Source organism: Streptomyces sp. MS191 (assembly GCF_008042125.1).
Classification (GTDB): Bacteria; Actinomycetota; Actinomycetes; order Streptomycetales; family Streptomycetaceae; genus Streptomyces.
Genome location: NZ_RDBI01000040.1, coordinates 2,872,664 through 2,899,538 on the forward strand (window position 1 = coordinate 2,872,664; position 26,875 = coordinate 2,899,538).

A 26,875-nucleotide genomic window follows, 5' to 3' on the forward strand; every position below is an offset into this window, starting at 1 on the left:
GCCGCACCCGACGGCGTGCGGGCGCCGGACACCCCGCCCGGCCCGCACGCCGTCGGGTGCGGCGTGCCCGGCGGTCAGTCGCCGTGGCCCGTGCCTCCGCTGCCGAAGCCTCCGCTGGAGATCCCGCCCCACTTCCGCTTCTCCTCGGGCGGTGGTTCGGGCGAGGTCTCGCTGCCCGATTGATTGAGCTGGTACGGCATGAGCCGGTGTTCGCCGTCGGTCTGCGGCATCTCCGCCGGCCGGCGGTACTCGGACATCTCACCGGGGAGCGCGTCGCCCTCGGGGCGGTGGGGGTGCTCCTCCGGCTTGGGTGTCGGGGATTCCTTGTCCCGGACACGCATGCCCAGGAAGAACCCGCCGATCAGTACGGCGACGATGATCAGACCGCCGAGGACCTGGGCCAGGCCTGACTGCCAGACGCCGGCCAGTGTCGTCGCGCCCCCTGCGGAATCCGCGAGAAAAGCGTTCATAATCCATGATTACCCCGTTTTGGGTCGTTATGGATGCTCGGGCTTCCGAACTTGTCGGAAACGGCCGCCCCGGCCCCGGCCGTGGCAGGGAGGTGGGCGCCGGTGACCTGGTGCGACCGTGGCCGAGGCGGTCGGCGGCGCCCCTACTTCGCGTCGGAGTAGCGCTCCACGGTCGCCGTCGTGAACGGGAAACGGACCGGTGTGGTGCCGAAGGCGATCCGCGCGGCCTCGTCACCGGCCGCGCCGATCGCCTCCGTGACCGCCTCCGCCTCCTCCCGCGGGCAGTGCACGATCACCTCGTCGTGCTGGAAGAAGACCAGCTCGGCCCGCATTCCGGTGAGGGAGCGGCGGAGCGCGGCCAGCATCAGCAGGGCCCAGTCCGCGGCGCTCCCCTGCACCACGAAGTTCCGGGTGAACCGGCCACGGGCGCGGGCGTCGGTGGAGGCGTACCCGGGCGTGAACTCGCCCTCCGTGTCGCCCCGTCCGGCTCCCGTGCCGGTGTCCTCCTGCGGGATGCCCGCCTCCTCCGCCTCGCCCGCGCCGGCCGCGCGCGGACTGGTCCGGCCGAGCCAGGTCCGGACGAGCCGGCCGTCCTCGCCCGCCTTGGCCGCGTCGTCGACGTAGGCGACGGCCCGGGGGAAGCGGCGGCGCAGCGCGGCCAGGTTCTTCAGGCCGTCGCCGCTGGTCTGACCGTAGATCGCGCCGAGCAGGGCGAGTTTGGCGTGCTCGCGGTCGCCGGAGAACGCCCGGTCGGAGAGCCGGGTGTACAGGTCGTCCGGGTGCCCGGCGACCTCCATCAGGCCGGGGTCGCGGGAGATCGCGGCCAGCACCCGGGGTTCCATCTGGTCGGCGTCGGCGACGACGAGCCGCCAGCCCTCGTCCGCCACGACGGCCTGCCGTATCACCTTGGGGATCTGCAGGGCGCCGCCGCCGTTGGTGGTCCAGCGTCCGCTGACCGTGCCCCCGGGCAGGTACTCGGGGCGGAAGCGGCCGTCGTGCACCCAGTCCTGGAGCCAGGACCAGCCGTGGGCCGTCCAGATCCGGTACAGCTTCTTGTAGGCGATCAGCGGCGCGACGGCGGGATGGTCGATCTCCTCCAGCTCCCAGCGGCGGGTGGACCGTACGCGGATACCGGCCCGCGCGAAGGCCTTGACGACGTCGGCGGGCAGGTCGGGGCGGACCCGGTGGCCGAAGGCGGCGGACACCTCGTCGGCGAGCTCGGCCAGTCTGCGGGGCTCCCCGCCGCCCGCGTAGCGCTCGCCCAGCAGCCCGCGCAGCACCTCGCGGTGCACGTCGGCCCGCCAGGGCAGACCCGCCCGGTTCATCTCGGCGGCCACCAGCATGCCCGCGGACTCGGCCGCGGTGAGCAGCCGCATCCTGCCCGGGTGTTCGGTGCCGTCGTGGCGGCGCTGCTGCTCGGCGTAGACCTCCAGGAGGCCCTCGAAGGGGATCCCGGCGGCGGGCGCGGGTTCGAAGAGCGAGTCCTGCGATCCGGGGGCGGCGGCCCGCTGGGGCGGATCGGGCGGTACCGGAGCGTTGCGCAGGCGCGCGAGGGCGGCGGCGGCCGACCGCGGCTCCCCGAGGCGCCCCTCGTGCCCCAGGAGGAGCTGCTCGGCGTCCTCGATGTCGTAGCACCGCTCGACGCGCACCCCGGCGGCGAGCAGCCGGGGATAGACCTCGGCGGTCGAGCGCCATACCCAGCGGGCGACGTCGGGCCGGGAGCGGACGGCCGTCACGAGGTCGGGCGCGCGCAGGACCGGTCCGGCGGGCAGCCCGTCGGGGCCGAGCGGGACGAGCAGCGCTCCGTCCCCCTCCGCCTCGGTGGCCAGCGCCCACCTCTCGCTCATGGGTGCGAGTCTGGCACCCGCCACTGACAGCGTCCCGCCGCGCCACGACGGACGGGGGCGGCGGGCCGGGCGGGCTTTCGGCGCGCGGCCGGCGGCGGGGCTGCCGGGCGGGCTGCGGGAGCCGGGCGGCCGTGGGTGTCCCGGTGCGCGGCAGCGTGCCGCCGCGCACCCGCCCGCTACGCCGCCGCGTGGAAGAGGGCCGCCGCCTCGCCGCGGGAGCCGACGCCCAGCTTCGTCAGGATGTTGGCGACGTGGAACTTCACCGTGGACTCGCTGATGTGCAGCTCCTGGGCGATCTGCCGGTTGCGGTGGCCGAGGGCCAGATGGGTCAGCACCTCCAGCTCCCGCTCGCCGAGCCCGGTCAGCGGATGGTCCGCGGGTGTGACCGGGGTGTCCGGAGTGGCCAGGGGGATCGCCGCCGTGATCGTCGTGCCCCAGCCGGCGACCGCGTCCGTCTCCAGGTGCCCGCCGAGGACCTCCAGGCGGTCGGTGATGCTGCCCGCCCCCAGCGGGCAGGCGTCGAGCATGCCCGCGCCGTCGTCCCGCACCGTGGCCCGCAGCTCGTGCTCGGTCAGCTGCCAGCCGACGTGGACCCGCGTCACCGTGTCCTGCTCCAGGACGATCAGCAGCAGCGCCCGCAGGATCGCCCGCGCGCCGTGTGCCACGTCCGCCGCCAGGGAACGGGTGGTGTCCGGCGGACCGAGCTCCAGCCGGACCGCGCTGTGCCGCAGCATCGGCCGCAGTCCGTCCGCGAGGCGTTCGAAGGCCTCGCGGGCCGGCTCCTCGGCCACCGAACGGTCCCGTGTCGACTCCGCCCGCATCTCGACCAGCGCGGAGACGGCCAGTTCGGTGGCGGTCGCCCGGGCCGTCGCGTCGTCCAGGGCCCGGCTCCGCAGGACGCCCAACACCCCGGACAGCGAGGCGGCGTGAGAGGTCGTCAATTCGGCGGTCACCCGTGCCCGGGTGTCCGCGGCGGCCCGCGAGCGGGCCAGCGCCCCCGGCACGGCCTCCACGGCGAAGCGGTCGAAGTGGCTGGTCACGAGGTCCCACAGGGCCTGCGCGACCGCCAACTCCGGTTCGCCCGCGGGGGCGGCGCCCTCGTCGCGCACGAGGACCAGGACCGAGCCCCGCGGGGTGGCGTCGCTGGTCACGGTGACGACCGGGAGCTCGGTGCCGCCGGCCGTGACCGTGCCCTGCCAGGGACGCCCGGGCGTCCCGGAGGCGAGCAGCGGGGTCAGGTCGGCGGCGGTGACGAGCGTGCTCGCGCCGGCCGACTTGAAGGGCGAGTGGGCGCAGTGCGTGGAGAGTTCGGCGGCGGAACGGTGCGGGATCAGCGGCGCGAGGACGGCCGAGACCCGGGGCAGGACCTGCCCCAGCGGCCGCCGCAGGACGTCGTACGCGGCGGTCAGCGCCTGGGCCGTGGCACCGGTGGCGGTCAGTTCCATGCCGTCGAGCCTACTGAGCGGGCGCCTGTCCGCGGCTGTCCTTTCGGTCAGGGAGGACTGGCCGTTCGGCGGGCCGGACGGCCGGGCCGGCGAGGCCACGCTGGGGACATGCCGACGGACCCGCGGTGAGCGGGACGGAGGCGGACCGAGGGCCGCACGGGAGCGGCCCACGTGGATCCGGGCGCCGAGAGGACGAAGCGCCGGACGAAGGGGGTCGAGATGGAAGCGATCGTGTACGAGGAGTTCGGCGGCGCGGACGTGCTGCGCCACGAGACCGGCGTCGCCGTGCCCGAGCCGGGCCCCGGCGAGGTGCGGGTCGCGGTCGCCGCGGTCGGGGTCAACCCGGTGGACCACAAGCGCCGTCACGGCTGGGTCGAGGAGTTCTACCCGACCACCTTCCCGGCCGTTCCCGGGCTGGAGTTCGCCGGCACGGTGGACGCGCTCGGTGAGGGGGTGACGGGGGTCGCCGTCGGCGACGAGGTGCTCGGCTGGACGAAGACCGGCGCCTACGCGCAGTACGCCCTGGCCGATCTCTTCGTGCCCAAGCCCGCCGAACTGTCCTGGGAGCAGGCCGCGAGCCTGCCGGTGGCCGGTGAGACCGCGCAGCGGGTGCTGGACCTGCTGGGCGTGCGGGCGGGCGAGACCCTGCTCCTGCACGGGGCCGCGGGCGCCGTGGGATCGGTGGCGGTCCAGCTCGCGGTGGCGTCGGGGGTGACCGTGATCGGCACCGCGTCCGAGCGGAACCACGCCTGGCTCAGGTCGCTGGGCGCGGTCCCGGTGGCGTACGGGGAGGGTCTGGCGGACCGGGTCCGGGCGGCGGCCCCGCAGGGGGTCGACGCGGTCTTCGACGCCGCGGGCCACGACACGCTGCCGGTCTCGATCGAGCTGATGGGCGGGGCGAAGGAGCGGATCGTCACGATCGCCGCGGTGGACGCGGCGGAGCACGGCATCGTCTTCTCGGGTCTGTCCGCGGCCCCGGACGTGGTCCGCGCGGGCCTGACGGCCCAGGCCGGGCTGGTCGTGGCGGGCCGGCTGCAGGTCACCGTGGCCGAGTCCTTCCCGCTGAAGGAGGCGGCCCGGGCCCAGGAGCTGAGCGAGTCGGGCCACGTGCGCGGCAAGCTCGTCCTGCGCCCCTGAGGGGCCCGGTGCCCGGCGGCCGAGGGCCCCACGGGGGTGGGCCTCCGGCCGCCGTTCCGGCCGGCGGGCCCACGGCGGCGTCGGCCGGCGGACGCGCGAGGGCCCGGCACGGACCGCACCACGGCTCGGTTCGCCGCGGCGGGCGCGGGGGCGGTACGACGGGGCGGGGCGGTGACCCGGCTCCGACCCCGGTCACCGCCCCGTCCACCCACGATCGCGGCTCAGCGCGTCAGCCGCCACGCGGGGAGCAGCGCGGCCGCCGTCGCGACCGCCCCGCACGCCCCGGCCGCCGCGCCGATCGCCGCCCAGGGGACGGACAGCGCCACGGGCGCGGAGAGCGCGGCCAGCCCCGCGCCCAGGGCGCCCAGGTTCACCGCGGTGACCGCCAGGCCCAGGGCCGTCCCGATCCCCACGGCGAGCCCGGCCTCGCCCGCCACCACCCGCAGGACCCGGGCCCGGGTGGCGCCGGCCAGTCGCAGGGAGGCCAGCTCCCCGCCCCGTACCGAGGTGGCCATGAGCAGCGTGTTCGCCAGGGCGATCAGGGCGTAGACCAGGGCGATGCCCAGGACCAGCACCATTCCCAGCCGGATCCGCGGGTTCGTCACCGGGTGGGTCGCCGCCGCCCACGCGTCGGCGGTCCGGACGGTACCGCCGCTCGCCGCGAGGGCCCGCGGTGTCACGCCCCGGGCGTCGATCCGGTCGACCACCGCGCCCGGCGCGTTCGCCCGGGTCACGTACGGCCCGTTGTCGCCGGTGCCGAGCGCGAGGACCGCCACCACCCGCAGCCGTACCGGGCCGCTCCCGTCGGCCCGCCAGACCGCGACCTCCGTGCCGACCGTCCGCCGCTCCCACTCCTCGTTGACGACGATCGAGCGGTCGTCGAGGTCCGCGAGGTCGCCGGCCACCACCGGCAGCCGCGCCAGGTCCGCGAAGGCCGCCGGGTCGGACACCGCCCGCGCCCCGTACTTCACCAGCGCCTCCTCCCCGTCCCTGACGAAGACGGAGGTGCTCGCGCTCGCCGAGACCGCGGCCCCGGGGGCGGCGGCGACCGGCTTCAGGTCGGTGCCGGTCACCACGTACGGCGCGGACGTCTGCTCGCGTGCCTCCGCCGCCCTGGCCCGCGTCACGCTCGTCGCCGAGCCGAGCAGCGACCCGGCGAGCGCGACCGTGACGAGCACGGGTGCGGCGATCGCGGCGGTGCGGCGCACGGCCGCCGCGCTGTTCTCCCGTACGAGCATCGCCGTCGCCCCCGGCAGCCGCAGCAGGCGGGCCGCCGGCCGGACGAGCAGCGGGGACAGCAGGGCGGCGCCGCCGATCAGCAGCATCGACCGGGTCATGTACGTCTTGCGCTTGAGCAGTTCGGACGGTTCGCCGACGCAGGTCCATACGAGGAGGCCGAGTCCCGCCAGGAGCAGGCCCGTGCCGAGCACCGCCCGGCCGAGCGGCAGGACGTCGGTGTCGACGTCCGCCTCGCGCAACGCGGCCGTGGGCCCGACGCGTCCGGCCCGCCGGGAGGCGGCGAAGGCGCCCGCGAGCGCGACGCCCACTCCTGTCGCGAAGGCGGTGTACAGGGGCCAGTGGACGGTGGCGCGGATCGTGAACCAGTCGGGGGCCAGGTCCCCGTCGACGAGGGTCCGCGCCAGCCAGGGGGCGGCCAGGACGCCGAGCGCGCAGCCGGCGGCCGAGGCGAGGACGCCGACGGCCGCGGCCTCGGCGAGCAGCATGCGCCGCACCTGACCGGGCGTGGCGCCGGCCGTGCGCAGCAGCCCGAACTCGCGCCGTCGCAGGGCCACGGCGAAGGCGAAGGTGGAGGCGACGACGAAGACGGAGACGAAGGCGGTGACTCCGCCCGCGGTGCCGAGCAGGGAGTTGAGGGCGACGAGGGCCTCGGCGTCTTGTTCGGGCTCGGGGTCGGCGCGGCGTCGGTCGCCGCCGGTGAGGACCTGTGCCCGGTCGCCGACGAGCGCGCGCACCCGGTCCGCGGGGCCGTCGACGCCGACGGCGTCGGGACCCCCCGCGGCGGTCACGGTCCAGCGGGCCCGGAGTTCACGCAGCAGTTCGATATCCACAGGCTGTGGACGGTCGAGCTTCCGGGCGGCGGGGGCCGTCGTCGGGCCGCGCCGCACCTCGACGGTGAGGGTGTCGTGGCCCTTCACGACGACCGGCGCGGACGCGAAGCGCAGCGGTGCCCGCTCGGGGGCGTGGAAGGTGGCGGACAGGCCGAGGCCCATCACGGCGAGGAGCCCGGCGCCGAGGGCGAGGGCGACGAAGCTGCCGAGGAAGGCGGCCCAGCGGGCGCGAAGTCCGGTGAGGAGGACGGTCAGCACGCGCCGGCCCCCGTCGGCGTCGTCCCCCGCGCCGCCCGGGTCCGCGCCGACCCGACGGTGCCGGCCGTCTCCAGGCCCGCCATCCTGGCCGCGACGCCCGCGACGGTGGGTTCGGGCAGCTCGCCCGCCACCCGTCCGTCGACCAGGAGGACCACCCGGTCCGCCCGCGCCCCGGCGACCGGGTCGTGGGTGACCATGACGATCGTCTGCCCCTCCCGGTCGACCAGTTCCCGCAGCATGCCGAGGACCTCCCGGCTCGTCGTCGAGTCCAGGGCGCCGGTCGGTTCGTCGGCGAAGAGGACGGCCGGCCGGGTGATCAACGCCCGTGCGATCGCGACCCGTTGCTGCTGGCCGCCGGACAGCTCGCCGGGCCGGTGCCCCTCCCGCCCGGTGAGCCCGACCCGGCCGAGCGCCTCGCGCACCTCGGTACGGGACGGGCGGCGCCCCGCGAGCCGCACCGGGAGGGCCACGTTCTGGGCGGCCGTCAGGGAGGGCAGCAGGTTGAACGACTGGAAGACGAAGCCGATCCGGTCCCGGCGCAGCAGGGTCAGGCGCCGCTCACTCAGGCCCGCCAGGCTGGTCCCGGCCACCTCGACCGTCCCGCTGGTGGGCCGGTCGAGCCCGGCGGCGCACTGCAGCAGGGTGGACTTGCCCGAGCCGGAGGGCCCCATCACGGCGGTGAAGGAGCCCGCCCGCAGGTCGAGGTCGACGCCGTCGAGGGCGCGGACGTCGCGGTGGTGGCGGTGGACGGCGGTGAGCCGTACGGCGCTTGAGGTCATGGCTCAAGCGAACCGTTTCCGCCCCTGGCCGGTCACGACGTCTGGGGGGCGTGCGGGGGGTGGGGCCAGGCATACCCCGCGGGTGGCGGCGCACCTTCCGCCGCACCGGCCGCACGCCCGGCCCCGCCGCCCTTCCGCATCGCCTCCGCGCGTCGAGCGGGTCGCGCGCTTCCGGCTCGGTCCGGCGGAGGCCCCGGTCGCGAGCGGAGTCTCGCGCTGTTTTCGCCGGTGGGGGTGATGCCTGCCAGCATGGTGGGGAGCCAGGGATCTCGGAAGGGGGCACGTTCGTGTCAGTGGGGCACACGGAGCCGGCCGACGCGCCGGTTGTCTCGTGCGCGGAGGGCCGCGCGGCGCGGGACGTGCGGGAACGGTTCGGCGAGAGGCGGACCGTGCGTTCCACGATCCCGTCCCGGGTGGAGGTCACCCGGACGGAGACCGGGCGCGGCACGACGCACCTGATCCAGCAGCTGATCGACCGGTCGCCCGACCACCGCGCGGTGATCGGGCGGGCCCGAGCGGAATGGGACGCCCAGCAGTCGTGAGCACGGTCGAGAACGCCTTCCGGACGGCGCTGTACACGGACGAGGTCGCCGCGCTGGACTCGGCCGCGTCCCTGCTCGCCGCGGACCCGGCCGCGGACGCGGAACTGTCGCGGCGCGGTGCGGAGTTCGTCCGCCGGGCCTGGGAGCGGGGCTGGCAGCCCGCCGACGTGGTCCGGCTGGCCCGGCGCGACCTGGCGGAGGAGCACGTCCGGCTGCTCGGGGCGCTGATCGCGGCGGAGACCGCCAGGTACGAGCGGCTGCCGGCGCGGTGGGCGGCGCAGATCGAGGAGCTGGACACACGCGCGTGGCGGGCGGACCGCTTCTCGTACGCGACGGCCGTGCTGGAGCTGTACCGCCTGCTGATCAGGCTGCCGTCCCTGGATCCGGTGGGCCCCGTGCCCGGCGACGCGCTGCTGCCGCCGCCGGCGGCGGGCGAGCCCCGGATGCTGACCCGCATCCGGGCCCTGCTCGCGAAGGCGGAGGCGACGGGCTACCCGGAGGAGGCCGAGGCCCTCACGGCCAAGGCGCAGGAGCTGATGGCCCGCCACAGCCTGGACGAGGCGGCGCTGGCGGCGGGGGCCCAGGGTCCGGCGGGGGAGACGCCCGGGGCGGTGCGGATCGGCGTGGAGCCGCCGTACGAGCAGGCGAAGGCGATCCTGCTGGACGCGGTGGCGACGGCGAACCACTGCCGGGCGGTGTGGAACGAGACCTACGGCTTCTCGACCGTGGTCGGCTTCGAGGTTGACCTGGGGCCGGTCGAGCTGCTGTACACGTCGCTGCTGGTGCAGGGGATGTCGGCGATGGCCAAGGCGGAGGCGGAGCAGCGGGCCGGGGGCCGCAAGCGTACGAAGTCCTTCCGGCAGTCGTTCCTCCTCGCGTACGCGAACCGGCTCGGCGCGCGGCTGGCGAGCACCTCGCGGCGGGTCGCGGCCGAGGCGCCGACGCTGCTGCCCGCCCTCGCCTCGCGCGAGGTCGCGGTCACGGCCCGGACGGACGAGATGTTCCCGCAGACCCGGACGACCCGGGTCCGCGCGGCCTGGGACGAGGCGGGCTGGGACCACGGCACGACGGCGATCATGGCGGCGTGCCCCGCCGCCTGGGCGACGGAGGTGGGGAGCGTGACCGTGACCAGCATGATCGCGACGTTGGAGGAGGCGATGATGCCGACCGTCGGGCCGGCCGCCCAGGCCAGCCCCGCCACGAAGGTCCACAGGACCAGCAGGCCCAGGAAGAGCCCCGGGTGCGCGCCGGCGCCGGTGAGGTAGCCGAGGAAGGTGGAGACGGCGAGGCTGGCGCCGGAGGCGAGGGCCAGGGTCGGACGGGGACGCCAGGAGCGCTGGAAGGTGGCGATGGCGCCAGGAGCGCTGGAAGGTGGCGATGGCCGCCTGGAACAGCGCTCCTGGCGTCCCCGTCCGACCCTGGCCCTCGCCTCCGGCGCCAGCCTCGCCGTCTCCACCTTCCTCGGCTACCTCACCGGCGCCGGCGCGCACCCGGGGCTCTTCCTGGGCCTGCTGGTCCTGTGGACCTTCGTGGCGGGGCTGGCCTGGGCGGCCGGCCCGACGGTCGGCATCATCGCCTCCTCCAACGTCGCGATCATGCTGGTCACGGTCACGCTCCCCACCTCCGTCGCCCAGGCGGCGGGGCACGCCGCCATGATCGCCGTCGGTGGTCTCGTCCAGGCCGCGCTCGTCGTCCTCCTGCCGGTCCGCCGCTGGGGCGCCCACCGCGACGCGCTCGCCGACGCGCTCGCCGACGAGGCGGACTACGCCCGGCGGTTGCGGCAGGACCCGACCGCGCCCTTCGACCCCGTCCCGCTCATGACCGCCCGCAGCGCCGCGGCCGTCACCCCGCGCCAGGCCCGCCGCCGCCCCGCGGAGCTGCACGGGGCGCGGGGTCTGGCCGAACGCATCCGCCCGGTGCTCGCCTCCCTCGCCGACCCGGCCGTCGGGGTCCCCGCCGAGGGCCCGGAACGCGACCGGGTCCGCGAGCTGCTCGGCGCGGCGGGCGCGATCCTGGACGCCGCGGCGCACGCGATCCGCCACGGTGAGCCGGTCGAGCTGCCGCCACCCGCCGTCGCCGCCCTCCGCACCCCCGACACCCACGGGATCCTGCACGGCCCGCCGCGCCGGGCCGCCGCGCGGCTCGCCGCCCTGCTCGAGGACGTCGTGGAGACCTCGGAGCCCAGCACCGAGACGGCCGCCGCGGCCCGCGCCCGCCCCGGCCTCCTGGCGCTGGCCCCGAGCGTCCTGGCCGCGATGCGCGCCGAGCTGCGCCGGGACTCCCCGATCCTGCGCCACGCGATCCGCGTCTCGGTCGTCACCGCCGTCGGCTACGTCCTGGGCTCCGCCCTGCCGCTCGGCCACGGCTACTGGGCGCCGATGGCCTCCGTGATGGTCATGCGCCCCGACTTCACGCAGACGTACGCGCGTTCCGTCGCCCGGTTCGGCGGAACCCTGGTCGGCGTCGCCCTGGCCACGGCCGTCGTCCAGGGCGCGCATCCCGGCATGTGGTTCTCCGCCGCGCTCGCCGTCGGCTGCGCCTTCGGGATGTACCTGCTGCTGCGCACCGGGTACGTCGTCTCGCAGATCTGCGTCTCCGCGTACGTCGTCTTCCTGCTCGGCATGGGCGGCTCGGAGTGGGCGCAGACCGTCCGCGAGCGGGTGACCCTGACGCTCCTCGGGGGTGTCCTCGCGATGCTCGGCTACGCCCTCTATCCGGCCTGGGAGACGCCCCGGCTGCGGGGCCGGCTCGCCGACTGGCTGGTGACGGAAGGCAGGTACGCCGCCACCGTCGTCGCCCACTACGCCGACCCGGCGGGCAGCGTCTGCCCCGACGTCCGCGAGGCGCTGCTGGCCACCCGGACCGCCCGGATCGCCTGGCAGGAGGCGCTGGTGCGGGCGGCGCACGAGCCGGTGCGCCACCGCGGCCTGTCGCACGCGGCGACGGAGGACGCCGACCACGCCCTGGCCCAGTTCGGCCGGATCGCGATGCTGATGGAGGCGCACCTGCCGGAGCGCGGTGCCCCGCCCGTACCCGGAGCCGCGACGCTGTCCGAGGCGCTGCGCCGGGCGACGGAGCGGGGCGGGAAGGCGGTCCGGGAGCGCGGCGAGCCCGACTGGGAGGACCTGCGGGAGACGGTCGCGACCTGGGACGCCCCGCCGGACCCGCTGCTACGGACGGGGGCGCGGATGCTCCTGGAGGCACTGGACGAGCTGTCGGAGGCCCTGGAGCCACAGAACCCGCAGTCGGCGTGAGATCCGGGCCCCGCACCGGCGCCGCGCGTCGGCCGGACGTGCCGGAGGCCGCGCGGCAGCCCCGGCGGGACCCCGCGGCGACGGCGCCGGATGCCGGGGTCGAACCGTCGGGGGTGTCCCGCGGTGGCTGTGCGGGACACGGCGGCCGGAACCGGGCCGCGCCCCGGTCGGCGGGCAGGGGGCGGACAAGGGTGACCCACCTCTCTCCGAAGTAGTTGGCAATGGGAATCATTTTCATTTACTCTACAGGGCATGGCCAGCAACGAACTCCGCCCGATCGTGAGACTCCGGTCCACCGCCGGCACCGGCTACACCTACGTGACCCGCAAGAGCCGCCGGAACGACCCCGACCGCCTGTCCCTGCGCAAGTACGACCCGGTCGCCGGGCGTCACGTCGACTTCCGAGAGGAGCGCTGACCCGTGCAGCACGCCATCCACCCCGCCTACGGCCCCGTCGTCTTCCGCGACAAGGCCGCCGGCTCCGCCTTCCTCACTCGCTCGACGCTCGGCAGCGACAGGACCGTCGAGTGGGACGACCGCACCCTTCCCGTCGTCGACGTCGAGATCTCGTCGGCGAGCCACCCCTTCCACACCGGCACCGCGCGCGTGCTCGACGCCGCCGGCCGGGTCGAGCGCTTCGAGCGGCGATACGGGCGGCGCGAGGCCGCCTGAGGCCCTCCGCCGCCCTCGTCGGAGGCTCCACTCCGACGCCCGCCGCGACCGGGACGCCTGGGCCGGCGTCCCGGGGGCGGCGGCCGCGCGAATCCGCCGAGCCGCGAACCAACCCGCCGGGCCGGAACGGCGTCCTCTTCATCGGCTGCGGAGACTCGTCGACCGCGGAAACGCGGACCCGTCGCGGCGGGTCCTCCCCGGCCGGGACAAGATCGGGAGTCGTAGGGTGACCGGAGGGGGTGTGCCACGGCAGCGGCGTATCGCCCGGGCGGTGAAGATCGCCAGAGAGGGAGCGCTCGCGCCGTACCCGCCGGTAGTGCGGTGGCACGCTGAGTCGCGTAGTCAACACACCACCCCGCGTGCACGTGCATCTGCTCATGCATTGGCATATGAACACAGCTATGATCCGAGGAAGTTGACACCTGCATCAAGCAACTCGGGGAGCTTCCAATGCACCAGGCGCATCGTGCGTACAACGGCATGGCGGCCACCGAGCTGGAGGGTGTCGTCTGGCAGAAGAGCAGGCACAGCAACTCCCAGGGGTCCTGCGTGGAGTTCGCCAAACTTCCCGGCGGGAACGTGGCCATGCGCAATTCGCGCCACCCCGACGGGCCGGCCCTCGTCTACACGCCCGCCGAGATAGAGGCGCTGCTGCTCGGGGTCAAGGACGGGGAGTTCGACCACCTGGTCTGAGGTGTGCGGCGACTTCCCGCACGCGAAGCTGCACGGGCACCCGCGCCGTGCGCGCCCATGAGGGCTCGGTGGCCGGACGGCACGCGAAGGGCCCCGGCGGTCGCCGGGGCCCCGTCGATCTCGGTGTCCCACGATCGTGGCGCGGTCGCCACTACTCCGACCCCAGCCGGAACAGCGCCCACACCACCTTGCCGTGCAGGGTCCCGGCCAGCGGGTGCCATCCCCAGCTGTCGCTGAAGGAGTCGACCAGGAACAGCCCGCGCCCGGACTCCGCCGCGCAGTCGCCCTCGGCCGCGCGGGCCTCCGGGCTCTTGTGGCTCGGGTCGCGCACCGCGCACACCAGCCGTCCGGTCCACCGCATCAGGTGCAGCCGGACGGGCGGGTTCTGGCCCTCCTCCTGAGGCGCGTCGGCGGGCGTCGCATGGCGCAGCGCGTTGGTGACGAGCTCGGAGACGACCAGCGCGACATCGTCGAAGCGGTCGGTGAGATCCCAGTTCGTCAGCGTCGACTGCGTGAACTTCCGTGCGCCGCGTACCGCTTCGTAGCGGGGAGGCAGGGCGCAGGAGGCGGAGTTGGAGACGGCGGTGGGATCGATCGGCGGAAGCCCCTGCCGTAACGGCTCGAGCATGGTCGATCCATTCGTCCCCATGCGAGGCACTCCCGGGAATCGCGGCTGTGGTGCGACGGCGTGGTGCTAGAGGTGCTGCCAAGGGTGCTGCACCGCTGCATCACGATCGAGTCCGCAGCCGCGCGGGGTCCATGGTTCCGAATGCGCCCACTGGATGCAAGGGCAGATGCACGTGCACGCGCCGGACCTGTCCGGGCACGCGCCGATTCTGTGCATATCTTCTGTCACCTCCTTTCGCCTCGTCCGTGAAGTCGCCCTGAACTTGCCCTCTTTCCGTAATCGAATGTGTACGGGCTGAAGCGTTTAGTGGCAGAATCCGGGACCCGAGACCGTGAACGAGAGGCTCAAGTCGTGACCGCAGTCGAATCGAGCGGAACGAGCGGGAGTGTCGTGCGGCGCATCCTGCTGGGCTCGCAGCTGAGGCGGTTGCGCGAATCGCGTGGCATCACCCGTGAGGCGGCCGGCTACTCGATCCGTGCTTCCGAATCCAAGATCAGCCGTATGGAGTTGGGAAGGGTGAGCTTCAAGGCCAGGGACGTCGAGGACCTGCTCACGCTCTACGGGGTCAGCGACGAGGCCGAGCGCGACTCGCTCCTCGGGCTCGCCCGCGAGGCCAACGTGGCCGGGTGGTGGCACAGTTTCGGCGACGTACTGCCCGGCTGGTTCCAGACCTACATCGGTCTGGAAGGCGCCGCCTCGCTCATCCGCGTCTACGAAGTCCAGTTCGTCCACGGCCTGTTGCAGACGGAGGCGTACGCCCAGGCGGTCGTCACCCGCGGCATGCCGGACGCCTCCCGCGCCGAGATCGACCGCCGCGTCGCCCTGCGCCTCGAACGCCAGAAGATCCTCGTCTCCGAGCGTGCCCCGCGCGTCCACGCCGTCCTCGACGAGGCCGCCCTGCGCCGGCCCTACGGCGACCGCTCGGTCATGCGCGGCCAGTTGAAGCACCTCATCGAGGTCTCGGAGCACCCCTCGGTCACCCTGCAGGTCATGCCCTTCAGCTTCGGCGGCCACGCCGGCGAGAGCGGCGCCTTCACCATGCTCAGCTTCCCGGAGTCCGACCTGTCCGACGTCGTCTACCTGGAGCAGCTCACCAGCGCCCTCTACCTCGACAAGCGCGAGGAGGTCGGCCAGTACGCCCGGGTGATGGAGCGCCTCCAGGAGGACAGCCCCGATCCGGCGGAAAGCCGTGATCTTCTCCGAGGACTCCTTCAACTCTCCTGATACGTAAGTACGATGACGTGACATCAGTTCACGTCCGTGCCGACGTCCGCCACCGCGGGTTAAGGGGTCTCGTCCTATGTCCTACTTCACCGACCTGGCCCACCAGTACATCGACGGCGAGTGGAAGCCCGGCAGCGGATCGTGGGACATCATCGACTTCAACCCGTACACCGGGGAGAAGCTCGCCTCGATCACCGTCGCCACCGCCGAAGAGGTCGACCGCGCCTACCGGGCGGCCGAGCGGGCCCAGACGGCATGGGCCGAGACGAACCCGTACTCCCGCCGCCTCGTCTTCGAGCGCGCGCTGCGCCTCGTCGAGGAGCGCGAGGAGGAGATCGCCGAGACGATCGTCGCCGAACTCGGCGGCACGCGCCTCAAGGCGGCCTTCGAACTGCACCTCGCCAAGGAGTTCCTGCGCGAGGCGATCCAGCTGGCGCTGCGCCCCGAGGGCCGGATCCTGCCCTCGCCGGTCGACGGCAAGGAGAACCGCGTCTACCGCCTTCCGGTCGGCGTCGTGGGTGTCATCTCCCCCTTCAACTTCCCCTTCCTGCTGTCGCTGAAGTCGGTCGCCCCCGCGCTGGCCCTCGGCAACGCCGTCGTCCTCAAGCCGCACCAGAACACCCCGATCTGCGGCGGCACGCTCGTCGCGAAGGTCCTGGAGGACGCCGGTCTGCCGGCCGGCCTGCTGAACGTGGTCGTGACCGACATCGCCGAGATCGGCGACGCGCTGCTGACCCACCCGGTGCCGAAGGTCATCTCCTTCACCGGCTCCGACAAGGTCGGCCGGCACGTCGCCACGGTCTGCGCGCAGCACTTCAAGCACGCCGTCCTCGAACTCGGCGGCAACAGCGCCCTCATCGTGCTGGACGACGCCGACGTCGACTACGCGGTCGACGCGGCGGTCTTCAGCCGCTTCGTCCACCAGGGCCAGGTGTGCATGGCCGCCAACCGCATCCTGGTGGACCGCACCCTGGAGCAGGAGTTCACGGAGAAGTTCACGGCGAAGGTCGCGACCCTGCGCGTCGGCGACCCGGCCGACCCGGCCACGCACATCGGTCCGCTCATCAACTCCCAGCAGGCCGAGTCCGTCTCGGCCCTCGTCGACCAGACCGTCGAGGACGGCGCGACGGCCCTCCTGCACGGCTCGGTGGACGGCAATCTCGTCTCCCCCTCCGTCCTCACCGGCATCGCGCCCGACGCGCCCGTACTGAGCCAGGAGATCTTCGGCCCGGTGGCGCTGATCGTCCCCTTCGACGGCGAGGACGAGGCGGTGCGCATCGCCAACGACACGCCCTACGGGCTGAGCGGCGCCGTCCACACCGGTGACGTCGAGCGGGGTGTGCGGATCGCCAAGCGCATCCACACCGGCATGATCCACATCAACGACGGCACGGTGCACGACGAGCCGATCGTCCCCTTCGGCGGGGAGAAGCACTCGGGCATCGGGCGGCTGAACGGCGACTCGATGATCGACGCCTTCACGACCCAGAAGTGGATCTCGGTCCAGCACGGCCGCAGCCGCTTCCCGTTCTGAGCCCCGGCCCCGGTCGGCGTGCCCGGCCGGGGCGGCCGCGGGCCCCGTGGTCCCGGGCGTCCGGGGTCCGTGCCGCACGCCCGCCGTCGTCCCTCCCTGCGACGAGTTGCGGACCGTAGTTGTCCGCAAGCCTCCGTAGCGTGTGGGTTGTCGGGAAGGCGCAGGGCCCCCCGGCCGTGCACCCGGCACACCACTGAGAGGCGGACCCCCATGGTCACCCACGTTCCCGCGGCGGCTCCCGGCGACGAGCGCGGCACGCTCCTGAACTTCGTCGAGGCCCAGCGCGCGGCGGTCCGCCGCTCGGTCCTCGGGCTCACCGAGGAGCAGGCCGCCGGGCGCCCCAGCGCCAGCGAGCTGAGCCTGTCCGGGCTGGTCAAGCACCTGGCGGAGATGGAGCTCAACTGGCTGCGGATGGCCCAGCAGCGCCCCAACGAGCGCCAGCGCACCCAGGAGACCTGGGGGGACAGCTTCCGGCTCGTCGAGGGGGAGTCGATCCCGGACATGCTCGCCTTCTGGGACGACGTGGCCAAGGAGACCGAGGCGTTCATCCTCGCCGTGCCCGCCCTCGACGACACCTTCCCGCTGCCGCCGGCCCCCTGGTTCCCCAAGGACGGCGCCGTCTCGATGCGCTGGCTGATGCTGCACCTGGTCGAGGAGATCGCCCGGCACGCCGGGCACGCGGACATCATCCGGGAGTCCCTGGACGGCAGGACCTCCTTCGAACTGGTGGCGCTGGAGCAGGGGCGCTGAATCCCCCGTACCCTAGTCAAAATTGACTAGGAGGTGTGCGGGATGTCGGCGATCCGGCTTCTTGTCCTGGGCGCGGTGCGTCAGCACGGCCGCGCCCACGGCTACCAGGTCCGCAACGACCTGGAGTTCTGGGGCGCGCACGAGTGGTCCAACGCCAAGCCCGGCTCGATCTACCACGCGCTCAAGCAGATGGAGAAGCAAGGTCTGCTCCGCGCCCACGAGATCGCGCCGAGCACCGCCGGCGGCCCGCCCAGGACCGAGTACGAGGTGACCGAGCGCGGCACGGAGGAGTACTTCGCGCTGCTGCGCGAGGCGCTGGCCACGCACGACCAGAAGACGGACGTCCTGTCGGCGGGGATCGGCTTCATCGTCGACCTCCCGCGGGCGGAGGTCGTGGAACTGCTGCGGCGGCGGGTCGAGGGGCTCGAGCGGTGGCGCGCCACCGTCACGGAGTACTACACCCCCGAGGGCGGCCCGGGGCAGCTGGGTCACATCGGCGAGATCATGCACCTGTGGGTCCATTCGGCCGACGCCGGCAAGGAGTGGACGCTCGGCCTGATCGAACGGATCGAGTCGGGCGCGTACTCCTTCGCCGGAGAGGGCGGGGAGCCCTTCGTCGGCGTGCTCGCGGAGGGGCAGGAGAACCCGTACGCGACGGGTGGCGACGACGGTGGGGGCGACGCGGACTCCTGACCCGGAGGGGCGCCCCGATAGCTATTCAAGTTTGACTAATGGGGTCCGACGGGTTAGCTTGATGGAGTAGTCAAATTTGATTACCGAGTGGGACGGGCTGGAGGACCACGGATGACTGAAGCGATCGTCGTCGAGGGCGCGCGCAAACGGTACGGGGACAAGCAGGCTCTCGACGGCCTGGACCTGGTCGTCGAGAGCGGCACGGTGCACGGCGTTCTCGGACCCAACGGGGCCGGCAAGACCACGGCGGTGCGGATCCTCGCCACGCTGCTCCGCCACGACGAGGGGACGGTCCGGGTCGCCGGGCTCGACGTCCGCACCCGGGCGGGCGAGGTCCGGCGGCGGATCGGGCTGCTCGGCCAGCACGCGGCCGTGGACGAGGAGCTCGGCGGCCGGCAGAACCTGGAGATGTTCGGCCGGCTCCACCACCTGGGCGCCCGGCGCGCGGGCGCCCGGGCCGACGAGCTGCTGGAGCGCTTCGGGCTGACGGAGACCGGACGCAGGCCGGTCGGCCGCTACAGCGGGGGCATGCGCCGCCGGCTCGACCTCGCGGCCTCGCTGATCACCGAGCCGGACGTGCTGTTCCTCGACGAACCCACCACCGGACTCGACCCCCGCGGCCGCAACGAGGTGTGGGAGTCGGTGCGTTCCCTGGTCGGCGGCGGCACGACCGTCCTGCTGACCACGCAGTACCTGGAGGAGGCCGACCAGCTCGCCGACCGGATCTCGCTGGTGGACCGCGGGCGGGTCGTCGCCGACGGCACCGCCGACGAGCTGAAGGCCCGCGTCGGCGGCGACCGGATCGACGTCGTCCTGCGCGACGCCCGGCGGCTGGACGAGGCGGCGGCGCTGCTCCCCTCGGCGGAACCGGCCGTCGACCGCGACCGGCGGCGGATCAGCGCCCCGGTGCGGGACCGGATGGCCGCACTGGCCGAGACCGTACGGGCCCTGGAGACGGCCGGGATCGAGGCGGAGGACATCGCCGTCCGGCGGCCCACCCTGGACGAGGTCTTCCTCCACCTGACCGACGCGAAGGAGGTGGCCGTATGAGCGCGGCCTACGTGGTGAGCGACTGCTGGACCATGACCCGGCGCGAACTCGCCCACTGGGCGCGGCAGCCGGTGCAGGTCCTGGTCGGGCTGGCCTTCCCGGTCATGATGCTGCTGATGTTCGGCTACCTCGTCGGCGGCGGCCGCGGGGTCGAGGGGGAGTACGTCGACTTCCTCGTGCCCGGCATGCTCACGCTGACCATGGTCTTCGGGCTCGAAGGCACGATGACGGCGGTCACCCAGGACCTGAACAAGGGCGTGATCGACCGCTTCCGCTCGATGCCGATGGCCGACGGCGCGGTCCTCGTCGGCCGTTCGGCCGCGGACATGCTCCAGTCGACGGCCGGCCTGCTGCTGATGACCGGGGTCGGCTACGCCATCGGCTGGCGCGCGCACGGCGGATTCGGCGCCTTCGTGGGCGCCTTGGGGCTGCTGCTTCTGCTGCGGTTCGCGATGCTGTGGATGGGGATCTTCCTCGCGATGGTCGCGGGCCGGGCGGAGATGGTCCAGGCCGTGCAGATCCTGGTCTGGCCGATCGGGTTCCTCTCCAACGCCTTCGCCTCCCCCGCGTCCATGCCGGGCTGGCTGGCCACCGTCGTGGAGTGGAACCCGATGTCGGCGACGGCGACGGCGGTCCGGGACCTCTTCGGCAACCCGGGTGGGGAGCCGGGGCACGTGATGGCGGCGGTGGTGTGGCCGGTGGTGCTGTTCTCGGTCTTCTTCCCGCTGGCGGTCCGCAGGTTCCGGCGCCTGAGCGGCTGAGCCCGTCCGGGCGGCCGACGGACGGGTGCGCCGGCCGGCGCGCCCGTCCCCGCGGCCTCAGTGGTGGAACGAGGTCTCCGCCGACCTGTCGCGGTTCATCGGGTGCTGCTGGGCGCGCAGTTCGGGGAGCAGCCGGTTCAGATCGTCGACGAAGAGGGCCGCGAGGTCGGCCGAGAAGCCGTTGCGGCAGACCACGCGCAGGACGGAGAGGTCCTCCCGGTCGGCCGGGAAGGTGTAGGCGGGGACGAGCCAGCCGTGTTCGCGCAGCCGCCGTGAGACGTCGAAGACGTCGAAGTTCGTGATCTCGGGGGCGGTGGTGAAGGCGAAGACGGGCAGCTGGTCGCCTCGGGTCAGCAGCCGGAAGGCGCCCGTCGCGTCGATCCGTTCGGCGAGCCCGCGGGCGATGTCCCGGCTGGTCTGCTGGACGGCCCGGTAGCCCTCCCGGCCGAGCCTCAGGAACGTGTAGTACTGCGCGACGACCTGGGCGCCCGGCCGGGAGAAGTTGAGGGCGAAGGTGGGCATGTCGCCGCCCAGGTAGTTGACCCGGAAGACCAGTTCCTCGGGCAGCTCGGCGGGCGAGCGCCACAGCGCCCAGCCGACGCCCGGGTAGACCAGGCCGTACTTGTGGCCGGAGGTGTTGATGGAGGAGACCCGCGGCAGCCGGAAGTCCCAGACCAGGTCCTCGTCGAGGAAGGGGGCGATCATCGCTCCGGAGGCGCCGTCCACGTGGACGGGGACGTCGAGCCCGGTCCGTTCCTGGAGGGCGTCGAGGGCGGCGCAGATCTCGGCGACGGGTTCGTAGGAGCCGTCGAAGGTGGAACCGAGCACGGCGACGACACCGATGGTGTTCTCGTCGCAGAGGTCCGCCGCGGACTGGGCGTCCAGGTGGAAGCGGTCGCCCTGCATGGGCACGAGGCGGGCCTCGACCTCCCAGAAGTTGCAGAACTTCTCCCAGCAGACCTGGACGTTGACGCCCATCACCAGGTTGGGCCGGGCGCGGGCGGGATAGCGGTCGCCGTTGCGCTGGGCCCAGCGGCGCTTGAGGGCCATGCCGGCGAGCATGCACGCCTCGCTGGAGCCGGTGGTGGAACAGCCGACGGCGGTGTTCGGGTCGGGGGCGTTCCAGAGGTCGGCCAGCATCGCCACGCACCGGCGCTCCAGCTCGGCGGTGCGCGGGTACTCGTCCTTGTCGATCATGTTCTTGTCGCGGCACTCCGCCATCAGCACCCCGGCCTGCGGCTCCATCCAGGTGGTGACGAAGGTGGCGAGGTTGAGCCGCGAGTTGCCGTCCAGCATCAGCTCGTCGTGGACCAGCTGGTACGCGCTCATGGGCGGCAGGGGCCCGTCGGGCAGACGGTGGTGCGGGGGCGCGTCGGTCATGCCGCCGACGGGGTTGGCCAGTCCGTAGAAGGGGTTGACGGCGAGACGACCGTCCGGCCTGGGGTCGCCGGGGCCTTGGTGCAGGGGCATGGGGGACTCCTTCGGAGGGGGTCAGTGCAGGGATGCGCCGGACTGGTCCAGTTCGAGCTGGGGTCTGCCGGTGACGACCAGCCAGGCGGGCAGCGAGGCCAGGCAGAGCAGGGCGAGCACCGGGGGAGAGGCGACGAGGACGGCGGCGGTGAAGAGGCTCACCCAGCCCTGCCGGGTGGTGGCGAGGAGCACGCCGAGCACGCCGGAGGAGACGGCGACGGCCGGTTCGATCGCCGGGACGAGGGCCTGGGCGAGCAGTCCGAAGGCGACGCCGATGAACACGGCGGGGAAGATCCGGCCGCCGACGAATCCGCAGGACGCGGCGACCAGCAGGGCGACGAGCTTGACCACCGCCATCCGGCTCAGCTCACCCGGCGTCCAGTCCCCGATGTGCGCGGCGAGCTCCTTGACCTCCTGCAGGCCCTTGAAGAGCGTCAGGTGCCCGCCGAGCGCCGCCAGCAGGCCGAGGACGAAGCCGCCGACCGGAAGCATCAGCATCGGGTGCCGCAGCCGGTGGAAGGCGCGGTGGACGTAGGGGAAGGCGTAGCAGGCGAGGAGGCCGAAGACGGCCGCGGCGGTGGCGATGACCATCGCGGCGAGCAGGTCGTCCCAGCCCGGGTCGCTCAGCGGGGGCAGTGACAGGTCGAAGCTGGCGTGCGCCAGGAGGGTGGTGGTCATCGCCCCGGCCCCGGCGGCGACCAGCGGGGCGAAGAGCCGGTCCCAGAGCGACCCGGGGCCGGGCGCGTGGGTGAGGGCCTCGGAGATGACCAGGGCGGCCGCCACGGGGGTGCCGAAGAGGGCGCCGATGGTGGCGGCGGAGGCGAGCGAGACCCACAGGGCGCTCGGCAGGGAGGGCCGGGCCCTGGTGCCGAGCCAGTAGGCGAGGGCGATGTTGGCCGCGATGATCGGGTTCTCCGGGCCCAGGCTCACCCCGCCCGCCAGCGCGAGCGCCGTGGCGAGCAGCAGGCCGGGGATCACCCGCGGGGGCATGGGGGCGCCGCCGAGTCCGGTGGAGGCGGGGTCGGGMCCGGCGTGCCCGGAGATCCTCCAGACGACCAGCCCGACCGCGATGCCGGTGGCGGTGAGCATGACGATCATCCAGAGGGAGGAGTAGCCGCCGATCCCGAGCGCGTCCGGAAGCGTCTTCCAGAGCACGCCCTGGAACTCCTCGGCCGCCACGCTGATGCCCAGGAACAGCAGACTCGCGGCCACGCCCACCACGAGGGCGGGCAGGATCTGCGGCAGCAGCACCCGTAGGGGGGCCGCGGGCACGGGAGCCGGTGCGGACGACGGGGTATCGGTGACCACCGGCTCACCATATGTGAGCAAAAGCCGCATAACATCCCGAGATTCGGGCTCACCACTCACGTCGCGTCAGCGACTCGATCCTCGAAGGCCGCCCGGACAGACCGAAGACCTCCGCACCGCGGGCCGCGCGAACGCGGCACGGCGGCCGGAGGCCCTGTCGGGCACACCCCGCCGGACGGCGGCGGGGGCGGAGCCCGGAGCACGGCCGCCGGCTCCGCCCGCACCGCGGCGCCGGTCCCGCGACCGCGCCCCGGGCCGCGGCTCAGGCGCGGGGGGCGATCACGGCCGCGGTGCCGTAGGCGCAGACCTCCGTGCCGACGTCCGCCGCCTCGGTCACGTCGAAGCGGAACATCAGCACCGCGTTCGCGCCGCGCGCCCGCGCCTGCTCCACCAGCCGTTCCATCGCCTGGTTGCGGGTCTCGACCAGGGTCTTCGTCAGGCCCTTCAGCTCACCGCCGATCATCGACTTCAGCCCCGCGCCGATCTGGCTGCCCAGATGCCGGGACCGCACGGTGAGCCCGAAGACCTCGCCGATCACCTGTTGGACCTGGTAGCCGGGAACGTCGTTGGTCGTGACGACCAGCACATCGGACTGCGGACCCTGCCCGCCGCCGTAATCCTCGATGCCCATGCGCATCCACCTCCTGGCCCCCAGCCTCGGGCGCTCCGGGTCCTGCCGCATCCTGGAGGGGGCCGGTGGAACCCGGACCCGAAAGAATGCGTTGATACCTTGAGGCGGCCGTACCCCCCGCCCCCATCGACCGAGCAGGAGCCCGGAACCCGTGAACACGCTTGCCCTCGGACCGAGCTGGCTGGACCCGGACTACCTGATCCAGACCTTCGGTCTGATCGGTGTCCTGGTCATCGTCTTCGCCGAGTCCGGCCTGCTCATCGGGTTCTTCCTGCCCGGTGACTCGCTGCTCTTCACCACCGGTCTGCTGGTCACCACCGGCAAGCTGGACACGCCGCTGTGGCTGGTCTGCACCCTCGTCGCGCTCGCCGCGATCCTCGGTGACCAGGTCGGCTACCTCTTCGGCCGCAAGGTGGGCCCGTCCCTCTTCAAGCGCCCCGACTCCAGGCTCTTCAAGCAGGAGAACGTCGAGAAGGCGCACGAGTTCTTCGAGAAGCACGGCCCGAAGTCCCTGATCCTGGCCCGCTTCGTGCCCATCGTGCGCACGTTCACGCCGATCATCGCCGGTGTGAGCCGGATGAACTACCGCTCGTTCATCATCTTCAACATCGTCGGCGGTCTGCTCTGGGGCGTGGGGGTCACCCTCCTGGGCGCCTCCCTCGGCAAGATCGACTTCGTGCACGAGCACATCGAGGCGATCCTCATCCTGATCGTCCTCATCTCGGTCGTCCCGATCGCGATCGAGTTCCTCCGCGCCCGCTCGCAGAACAAGAAGGCCGCCCGCGCCCAGGGCGACCAGGGCGACTCCCCGGCCTCCACGGAGCGCGGCCGGCACGCCAAGCGCTGACAACCCTCCCGCCGGACCCCGGTCGAACCCCCGGGCCGGCCCCCGCGTCCCGCTCGCCCGCAGGCACCCTGCGAGCAAGCGGGACGCCTGCGTTCAGGGCCTGTCCGGGACGCCTGCGTGGCCAGGGCCCGTACGGGACGTCCGCGCGGGCGGCCCCGGACGCGAAGGCCCCCCGGGCCCCGCTCGAAGTGCCTCGACAGGGCCTAGACAGGCTCTAGAAGCCCCTCGTCCGCTTCGCCGCCCGGCGAGCCGCCGCCGCGCGCGGGGCCTGCATGAACAGCCGGGCCAGCTCGCTTCCGAGGTTCACCCCGATGGCGATCGCCAGCGCCAGGGCCGCCGCCTTGGCCAGCGAGGCGAAGCCCTGGTCCAGGTTGTTCTGCGCGATCGCCAGCACCCCGAAGTAGGTCGCCGAACCCGGCAGCAGCGGCCCGATCGCCGCCGTCACGTACGGCAGCGACGACGTGTGGTGGTAGCGGGCGATCAGCTGCCCGAACAGACCCACCAGACCCGCCGCCACCGCCGTCGCCATCACCGCCGAACCGTCCGCGGTCACCGCGATCGACGCGTACACGACCCAGGCCACCCCGCCGTTCAGCGTCGCGAACACCACCGTCTCGCGCGACTGCTGCAACAGGATCGCGAAGGTCGCGCACAGCACCATCGCCGCCACGATCTGAATCGCCGGCCGCTCGACCGCGCTCAGCGCGCCCTCCGGATTGAGCTGCGCGTCGAACTGCACCGCCAGGTACAGCACCGACAGCACGCCCACCACGATCGCCACGAAGAAGTACCCGACCTCCAGCAACCGGGCCGAGGCCGTGATGTAGAAGCCGGTCAGACCGTCCTGCACCGCCGCCACCAGGGCCCGCCCCGGAATCAGCGCGAACAGGCCACCCGTGATGACCGCCGACGGCCTCAGATCCGTGTGCAGCAGCGTCAGCAGCACCCCCATCGCGGCCGGCGGCATCGCCGCCACCAGGAACTGGTAGAACTCCGGCAGCCCGCGCCCCGCGCACAGCCACGCCAGCCGGTCGCCCAGCACCGCGCCCAGCGCCGCCACGAAGAACACCGTCGTGTCACCGCCCAGCAGCACCGAGGCCGCACCCGCCAGCACGCCCGCCGCCGCCGTCTGCACCCAGCCCGGATACGGGTGCCGGTTGCGCCGGATGTCCGCCAGCCGCCGGTACGCCTCCTCCGGCGTGACCTCGTGCGCCTCCGCGTTGATGTCGGCGAGCAGCTGGTAGACCGCCGCCAGCCGCGTGTAGTCCGTGCCCCGCCGCCGCACCGTCCGGTTCGCCGTGATCGGATCGTCCACCAGCGACGGCTGGTGCGTGATCGACAGCAGCGTGAACGTCACCGTCGGCTCGCACCGGTCGAGCCCGTACGAGCGGCAGATCGCGAACATCGCCGCCTCGACGTCCTCCGCGGCCTCGCCGCCCGCCAGCAGCAGCTCCCCGATACGCAGGGTCAGGTCCAGGACACGCCCCACGGCCGGCCCGGACTCGTCCTCCTTGCGCGCCTCCGGCACCGGACGCTCGCTCACCGGCAGCCGCAGCATCGTCCGCATCCGGTCCTGCCACGGCGCGTCCACCGGCAGCTTCGCCAGCGGGATGCCGTGCGCCGGCGTGAACGCCGCCGGCGCCTGCTTCACGGAATACGTCGACGGCGTGGCGAACGCCGACCCCTCGGGCTCCGCCGCCGGCTCCGGATGGAAGCCCTTGGGCACGGCGAACTCGGAGGTCGGATGCTCCTCCTCCGGCGGCACAGGCTGCTCGACCCCGGCGGGCGGGGTGAAAGCGCTGCGCGCCTCGTCCGACTGCGGCTTGCGGTCCTCGGGGCCCTCCGGCTCCGCCACTGTTCTCGCCCTCACTCCGCGGCACACACGGCCGGAACCAGTATGAACGCGCGACGGGCGGCACACCCCGAGAGGTGTGCCGCCCGTCGCGTCACAGCTGTACGCCTACCGGAACGTCCCGATCAGTGGGAGCCGCCCTGCGCCTGCAGGCGCTTGTAGGAAGCCTCGATCTCGGCCTCGGCCTCGGCGCGACCGACCCAGTCCGCACCCTCGACCGACTTGCCCGGCTCCAGGTCCTTGTAGACCTCGAAGAAGTGCTGGATCTCCAGGCGGTCGAACTCGGAGACGTGGTGGATGTCACGCAGGTGCTCCACACGCGGGTCCGACGCGGGGACGCACAGCAGCTTGTCGTCGCCGCCGGCCTCGTCCGTCATCCGGAACATGCCGATCGCGCGGCACTTGATCAGGCAACCCGGGAACGTCGGCTCGTCGAGGATGACCAGCGCGTCCAGCGGGTCGCCGTCCTCGCCCAGGGTGTTCTCGACGAAGCCGTAGTCGGCCGGGTAGCTGGTCGAGGTGAACAGACGGCGGTCCAGACGGATGCGACCCGTCTCGTGGTCGACCTCGTACTTGTTCCGCGACCCCTTCGGGATCTCGATGGTGACGTCGAACTCCACGGGTGGCTCCTCCTGAATCAACACATGTGAATGCCTGCGGCAACGCGCAGTGATTAAGTGTCCCTCACGCCTGTGTGTGATCGCGAAAGGGGCTGGTCAGCAATGCCGGAGCCGAGGCTGTGGCAGCTCACGGCGTGCTCTGCCGTACTCGGTCTGGCACTGGCCGCCGGAGCGGTGACCGCCGCCGGCCCATGGGACACGGGTCAGCGTAAGGCCGAGCGGGCCCGCGCAGCCGCCACCGAGGGGACAGGTGGCGCACATCACGCGCGAACGCCGGCGCCGGTCACCGCTCCGGCGGCCAGTGCCAGACCGAGTACGGCAGAGCACGCCGTGAGCTGCCA

At 73.4% G+C, this 26,875-nt stretch carries 25 protein-coding genes and 1 pseudogene; 15 read left to right on the plus strand and 11 right to left on the minus strand.

What is annotated here, in order from left to right:
• Nucleotides 1-74 precede the first annotated feature (74 nt).
• The 3 genes from EAO71_RS20380 to EAO71_RS39690 form a co-directional block, all read right to left on the minus strand.
• Nucleotides 75-470 (minus strand): DUF6479 family protein, encoded by a 396-nt coding sequence (locus EAO71_RS20380; protein WP_147979417.1) that lies wholly within the window; start codon nucleotides 468-470, stop codon nucleotides 75-77.
• A gap of 143 nt (nucleotides 471-613) precedes the next feature.
• Nucleotides 614-2,317 carry a bifunctional 3'-5' exonuclease/DNA polymerase gene (locus tag EAO71_RS20385; RefSeq protein WP_147979012.1) on the minus strand — a complete coding sequence of 568 codons (1,704 nt, stop codon included), beginning with the start codon at nucleotides 2,315-2,317 and terminating at the stop codon, nucleotides 614-616.
• A 176-nt stretch (nucleotides 2,318-2,493) separates the two neighbouring features.
• On the minus strand, nucleotides 2,494-3,762 hold the full coding sequence (locus EAO71_RS39690) for a LuxR C-terminal-related transcriptional regulator (RefSeq protein WP_147979013.1): 1,269 nt from the start codon (nucleotides 3,760-3,762) through the stop codon (nucleotides 2,494-2,496).
• Nucleotides 3,763-3,981: 219 nt separating this feature from the next.
• Between EAO71_RS39690 and EAO71_RS20395 the strand changes: the two genes are divergently transcribed.
• The gene (locus tag EAO71_RS20395) at nucleotides 3,982-4,899 is read left to right on the plus strand and encodes an NADP-dependent oxidoreductase (protein ID WP_147979014.1); all 918 of its coding nucleotides are present in this window, start codon (nucleotides 3,982-3,984) and stop codon (nucleotides 4,897-4,899) included.
• A gap of 221 nt (nucleotides 4,900-5,120) precedes the next feature.
• Here EAO71_RS20395 and EAO71_RS20400 read toward each other — a convergent pair whose 3' ends face one another.
• Together EAO71_RS20400 and EAO71_RS20405 are read right to left on the minus strand one after the other, a co-directional pair.
• Entirely contained in the window at nucleotides 5,121-7,226 is a 2,106-nt protein-coding gene (locus EAO71_RS20400; RefSeq protein ID WP_147979015.1) for an FtsX-like permease family protein, read from the minus strand.
• Nucleotides 7,220-8,005, minus strand: coding sequence for an ABC transporter ATP-binding protein (locus EAO71_RS20405; protein ID WP_147979016.1), 786 nt, complete (start codon nucleotides 8,003-8,005; stop codon nucleotides 7,220-7,222). Before EAO71_RS20405 ends, EAO71_RS20400 begins: the two co-directional genes overlap by 7 nt.
• Nucleotides 8,006-8,394: 389 nt before the next feature.
• Between EAO71_RS20405 and EAO71_RS38975 the strand changes: the two genes are divergently transcribed.
• The 7 genes and pseudogenes from EAO71_RS38975 (at nucleotide 8,395) to EAO71_RS20445 (ending at nucleotide 13,166) form a co-directional block, all read left to right on the plus strand.
• Nucleotides 8,395-8,547: a hypothetical protein gene (locus EAO71_RS38975; RefSeq protein ID WP_261992204.1), complete on the plus strand. Its 153-nt coding sequence runs from the start codon at nucleotides 8,395-8,397 to the stop codon at nucleotides 8,545-8,547.
• Nucleotides 8,526-9,812, plus strand: a complete 1,287-nt coding sequence (locus EAO71_RS20415) for a DUF2786 domain-containing protein (RefSeq protein WP_261992205.1) — start codon at nucleotides 8,526-8,528, stop codon at nucleotides 9,810-9,812. The genes EAO71_RS38975 and EAO71_RS20415 overlap by 22 nt, the downstream gene beginning before the upstream one ends.
• An 84-nt stretch (nucleotides 9,813-9,896) precedes the next feature.
• A complete protein-coding gene (locus tag EAO71_RS20425; RefSeq protein ID WP_261992206.1) occupies nucleotides 9,897-11,801 on the plus strand; it encodes an FUSC family protein in 1,905 nt (634 codons plus the stop codon).
• Nucleotides 11,802-12,053: 252 nt separating this feature from the next.
• Nucleotides 12,054-12,218, plus strand: a complete 165-nt coding sequence (gene rpmG, locus EAO71_RS20430; protein ID WP_147979018.1) for a 50S ribosomal protein L33 — start codon at nucleotides 12,054-12,056, stop codon at nucleotides 12,216-12,218.
• Nucleotides 12,219-12,221: 3 nt separating this feature from the next.
• A complete protein-coding gene (locus EAO71_RS20435) occupies nucleotides 12,222-12,473 on the plus strand; it encodes a type B 50S ribosomal protein L31 (RefSeq protein WP_147979019.1) in 252 nt (83 codons plus the stop codon).
• A 211-nt stretch (nucleotides 12,474-12,684) separates the two neighbouring features.
• A pseudogene (locus tag EAO71_RS39695) lies at nucleotides 12,685-12,759 on the plus strand (hypothetical protein); the annotation flags it as partial.
• 164 nt (nucleotides 12,760-12,923) lie between these two features.
• A complete protein-coding gene (locus EAO71_RS20445; protein WP_147979020.1) occupies nucleotides 12,924-13,166 on the plus strand; it encodes a DUF397 domain-containing protein in 243 nt (80 codons plus the stop codon).
• A gap of 151 nt (nucleotides 13,167-13,317) precedes the next feature.
• On the opposite strand, the gene EAO71_RS20450 is transcribed toward EAO71_RS20445, so the two are convergent.
• Complete coding sequence (locus EAO71_RS20450; protein ID WP_187282719.1) at nucleotides 13,318-13,815, minus strand: ATP-binding protein; 498 nt, start codon at nucleotides 13,813-13,815, stop codon at nucleotides 13,318-13,320.
• Between the two features lie 369 nt (nucleotides 13,816-14,184).
• On the opposite strand from EAO71_RS20450, the gene EAO71_RS20455 reads away from it, so the two are divergent.
• The 6 genes from EAO71_RS20455 (at nucleotide 14,185) to EAO71_RS20480 (ending at nucleotide 19,806) form a co-directional block, all read left to right on the plus strand.
• The gene (locus EAO71_RS20455) at nucleotides 14,185-15,018 is read left to right on the plus strand and encodes a helix-turn-helix domain-containing protein (protein WP_147979418.1); all 834 of its coding nucleotides are present in this window, start codon (nucleotides 14,185-14,187) and stop codon (nucleotides 15,016-15,018) included.
• A gap of 76 nt (nucleotides 15,019-15,094) precedes the next feature.
• Complete coding sequence (locus EAO71_RS20460) at nucleotides 15,095-16,552, plus strand: aldehyde dehydrogenase family protein (protein WP_147979022.1); 1,458 nt, start codon at nucleotides 15,095-15,097, stop codon at nucleotides 16,550-16,552.
• A gap of 210 nt (nucleotides 16,553-16,762) precedes the next feature.
• On the plus strand, nucleotides 16,763-17,302 hold the full coding sequence (locus EAO71_RS20465; protein ID WP_147979023.1) for a DinB family protein: 540 nt from the start codon (nucleotides 16,763-16,765) through the stop codon (nucleotides 17,300-17,302).
• Between the two features lie 42 nt (nucleotides 17,303-17,344).
• The gene (locus EAO71_RS20470; RefSeq protein WP_147979024.1) at nucleotides 17,345-17,995 is read left to right on the plus strand and encodes a PadR family transcriptional regulator; all 651 of its coding nucleotides are present in this window, start codon (nucleotides 17,345-17,347) and stop codon (nucleotides 17,993-17,995) included.
• Nucleotides 17,996-18,106: 111 nt separating this feature from the next.
• Nucleotides 18,107-19,045: an ATP-binding cassette domain-containing protein gene (locus tag EAO71_RS20475; RefSeq protein WP_147979025.1), complete on the plus strand. Its 939-nt coding sequence runs from the start codon at nucleotides 18,107-18,109 to the stop codon at nucleotides 19,043-19,045.
• Nucleotides 19,042-19,806 (plus strand): ABC transporter permease, encoded by a 765-nt coding sequence (locus EAO71_RS20480; RefSeq protein WP_147979026.1) that lies wholly within the window; start codon nucleotides 19,042-19,044, stop codon nucleotides 19,804-19,806. The genes EAO71_RS20475 and EAO71_RS20480 overlap by 4 nt, the downstream gene beginning before the upstream one ends.
• A gap of 57 nt (nucleotides 19,807-19,863) precedes the next feature.
• Here the strand turns inward: EAO71_RS20480 and EAO71_RS20485 are convergent, their stop codons facing one another.
• The 3 genes from EAO71_RS20485 to EAO71_RS20495 form a co-directional block, all read right to left on the minus strand.
• Entirely contained in the window at nucleotides 19,864-21,276 is a 1,413-nt protein-coding gene (locus EAO71_RS20485; protein WP_147979027.1) for a glutamate decarboxylase, read from the minus strand.
• A 21-nt stretch (nucleotides 21,277-21,297) separates the two neighbouring features.
• The gene (locus EAO71_RS20490; RefSeq protein ID WP_147979028.1) at nucleotides 21,298-22,614 is read right to left on the minus strand and encodes an ion channel protein; all 1,317 of its coding nucleotides are present in this window, start codon (nucleotides 22,612-22,614) and stop codon (nucleotides 21,298-21,300) included.
• A gap of 232 nt (nucleotides 22,615-22,846) precedes the next feature.
• On the minus strand, nucleotides 22,847-23,215 hold the full coding sequence (locus EAO71_RS20495; protein WP_147979029.1) for a YbjQ family protein: 369 nt from the start codon (nucleotides 23,213-23,215) through the stop codon (nucleotides 22,847-22,849).
• Nucleotides 23,216-23,366: 151 nt separating this feature from the next.
• Between EAO71_RS20495 and EAO71_RS20500 the strand changes: the two genes are divergently transcribed.
• Nucleotides 23,367-24,062 carry a DedA family protein gene (locus EAO71_RS20500; protein WP_147979030.1) on the plus strand — a complete coding sequence of 232 codons (696 nt, stop codon included), beginning with the start codon at nucleotides 23,367-23,369 and terminating at the stop codon, nucleotides 24,060-24,062.
• A 214-nt stretch (nucleotides 24,063-24,276) separates the two neighbouring features.
• Here the strand turns inward: EAO71_RS20500 and EAO71_RS20505 are convergent, their stop codons facing one another.
• Nucleotides 24,277-25,917 (minus strand): threonine/serine exporter family protein, encoded by a 1,641-nt coding sequence (locus EAO71_RS20505; RefSeq protein WP_147979031.1) that lies wholly within the window; start codon nucleotides 25,915-25,917, stop codon nucleotides 24,277-24,279.
• A gap of 122 nt (nucleotides 25,918-26,039) precedes the next feature.
• Entirely contained in the window at nucleotides 26,040-26,534 is a 495-nt protein-coding gene (locus tag EAO71_RS20510; RefSeq protein ID WP_147979032.1) for an inorganic diphosphatase, read from the minus strand.
• Nucleotides 26,535-26,875: the final 341 nt, after the last annotated feature.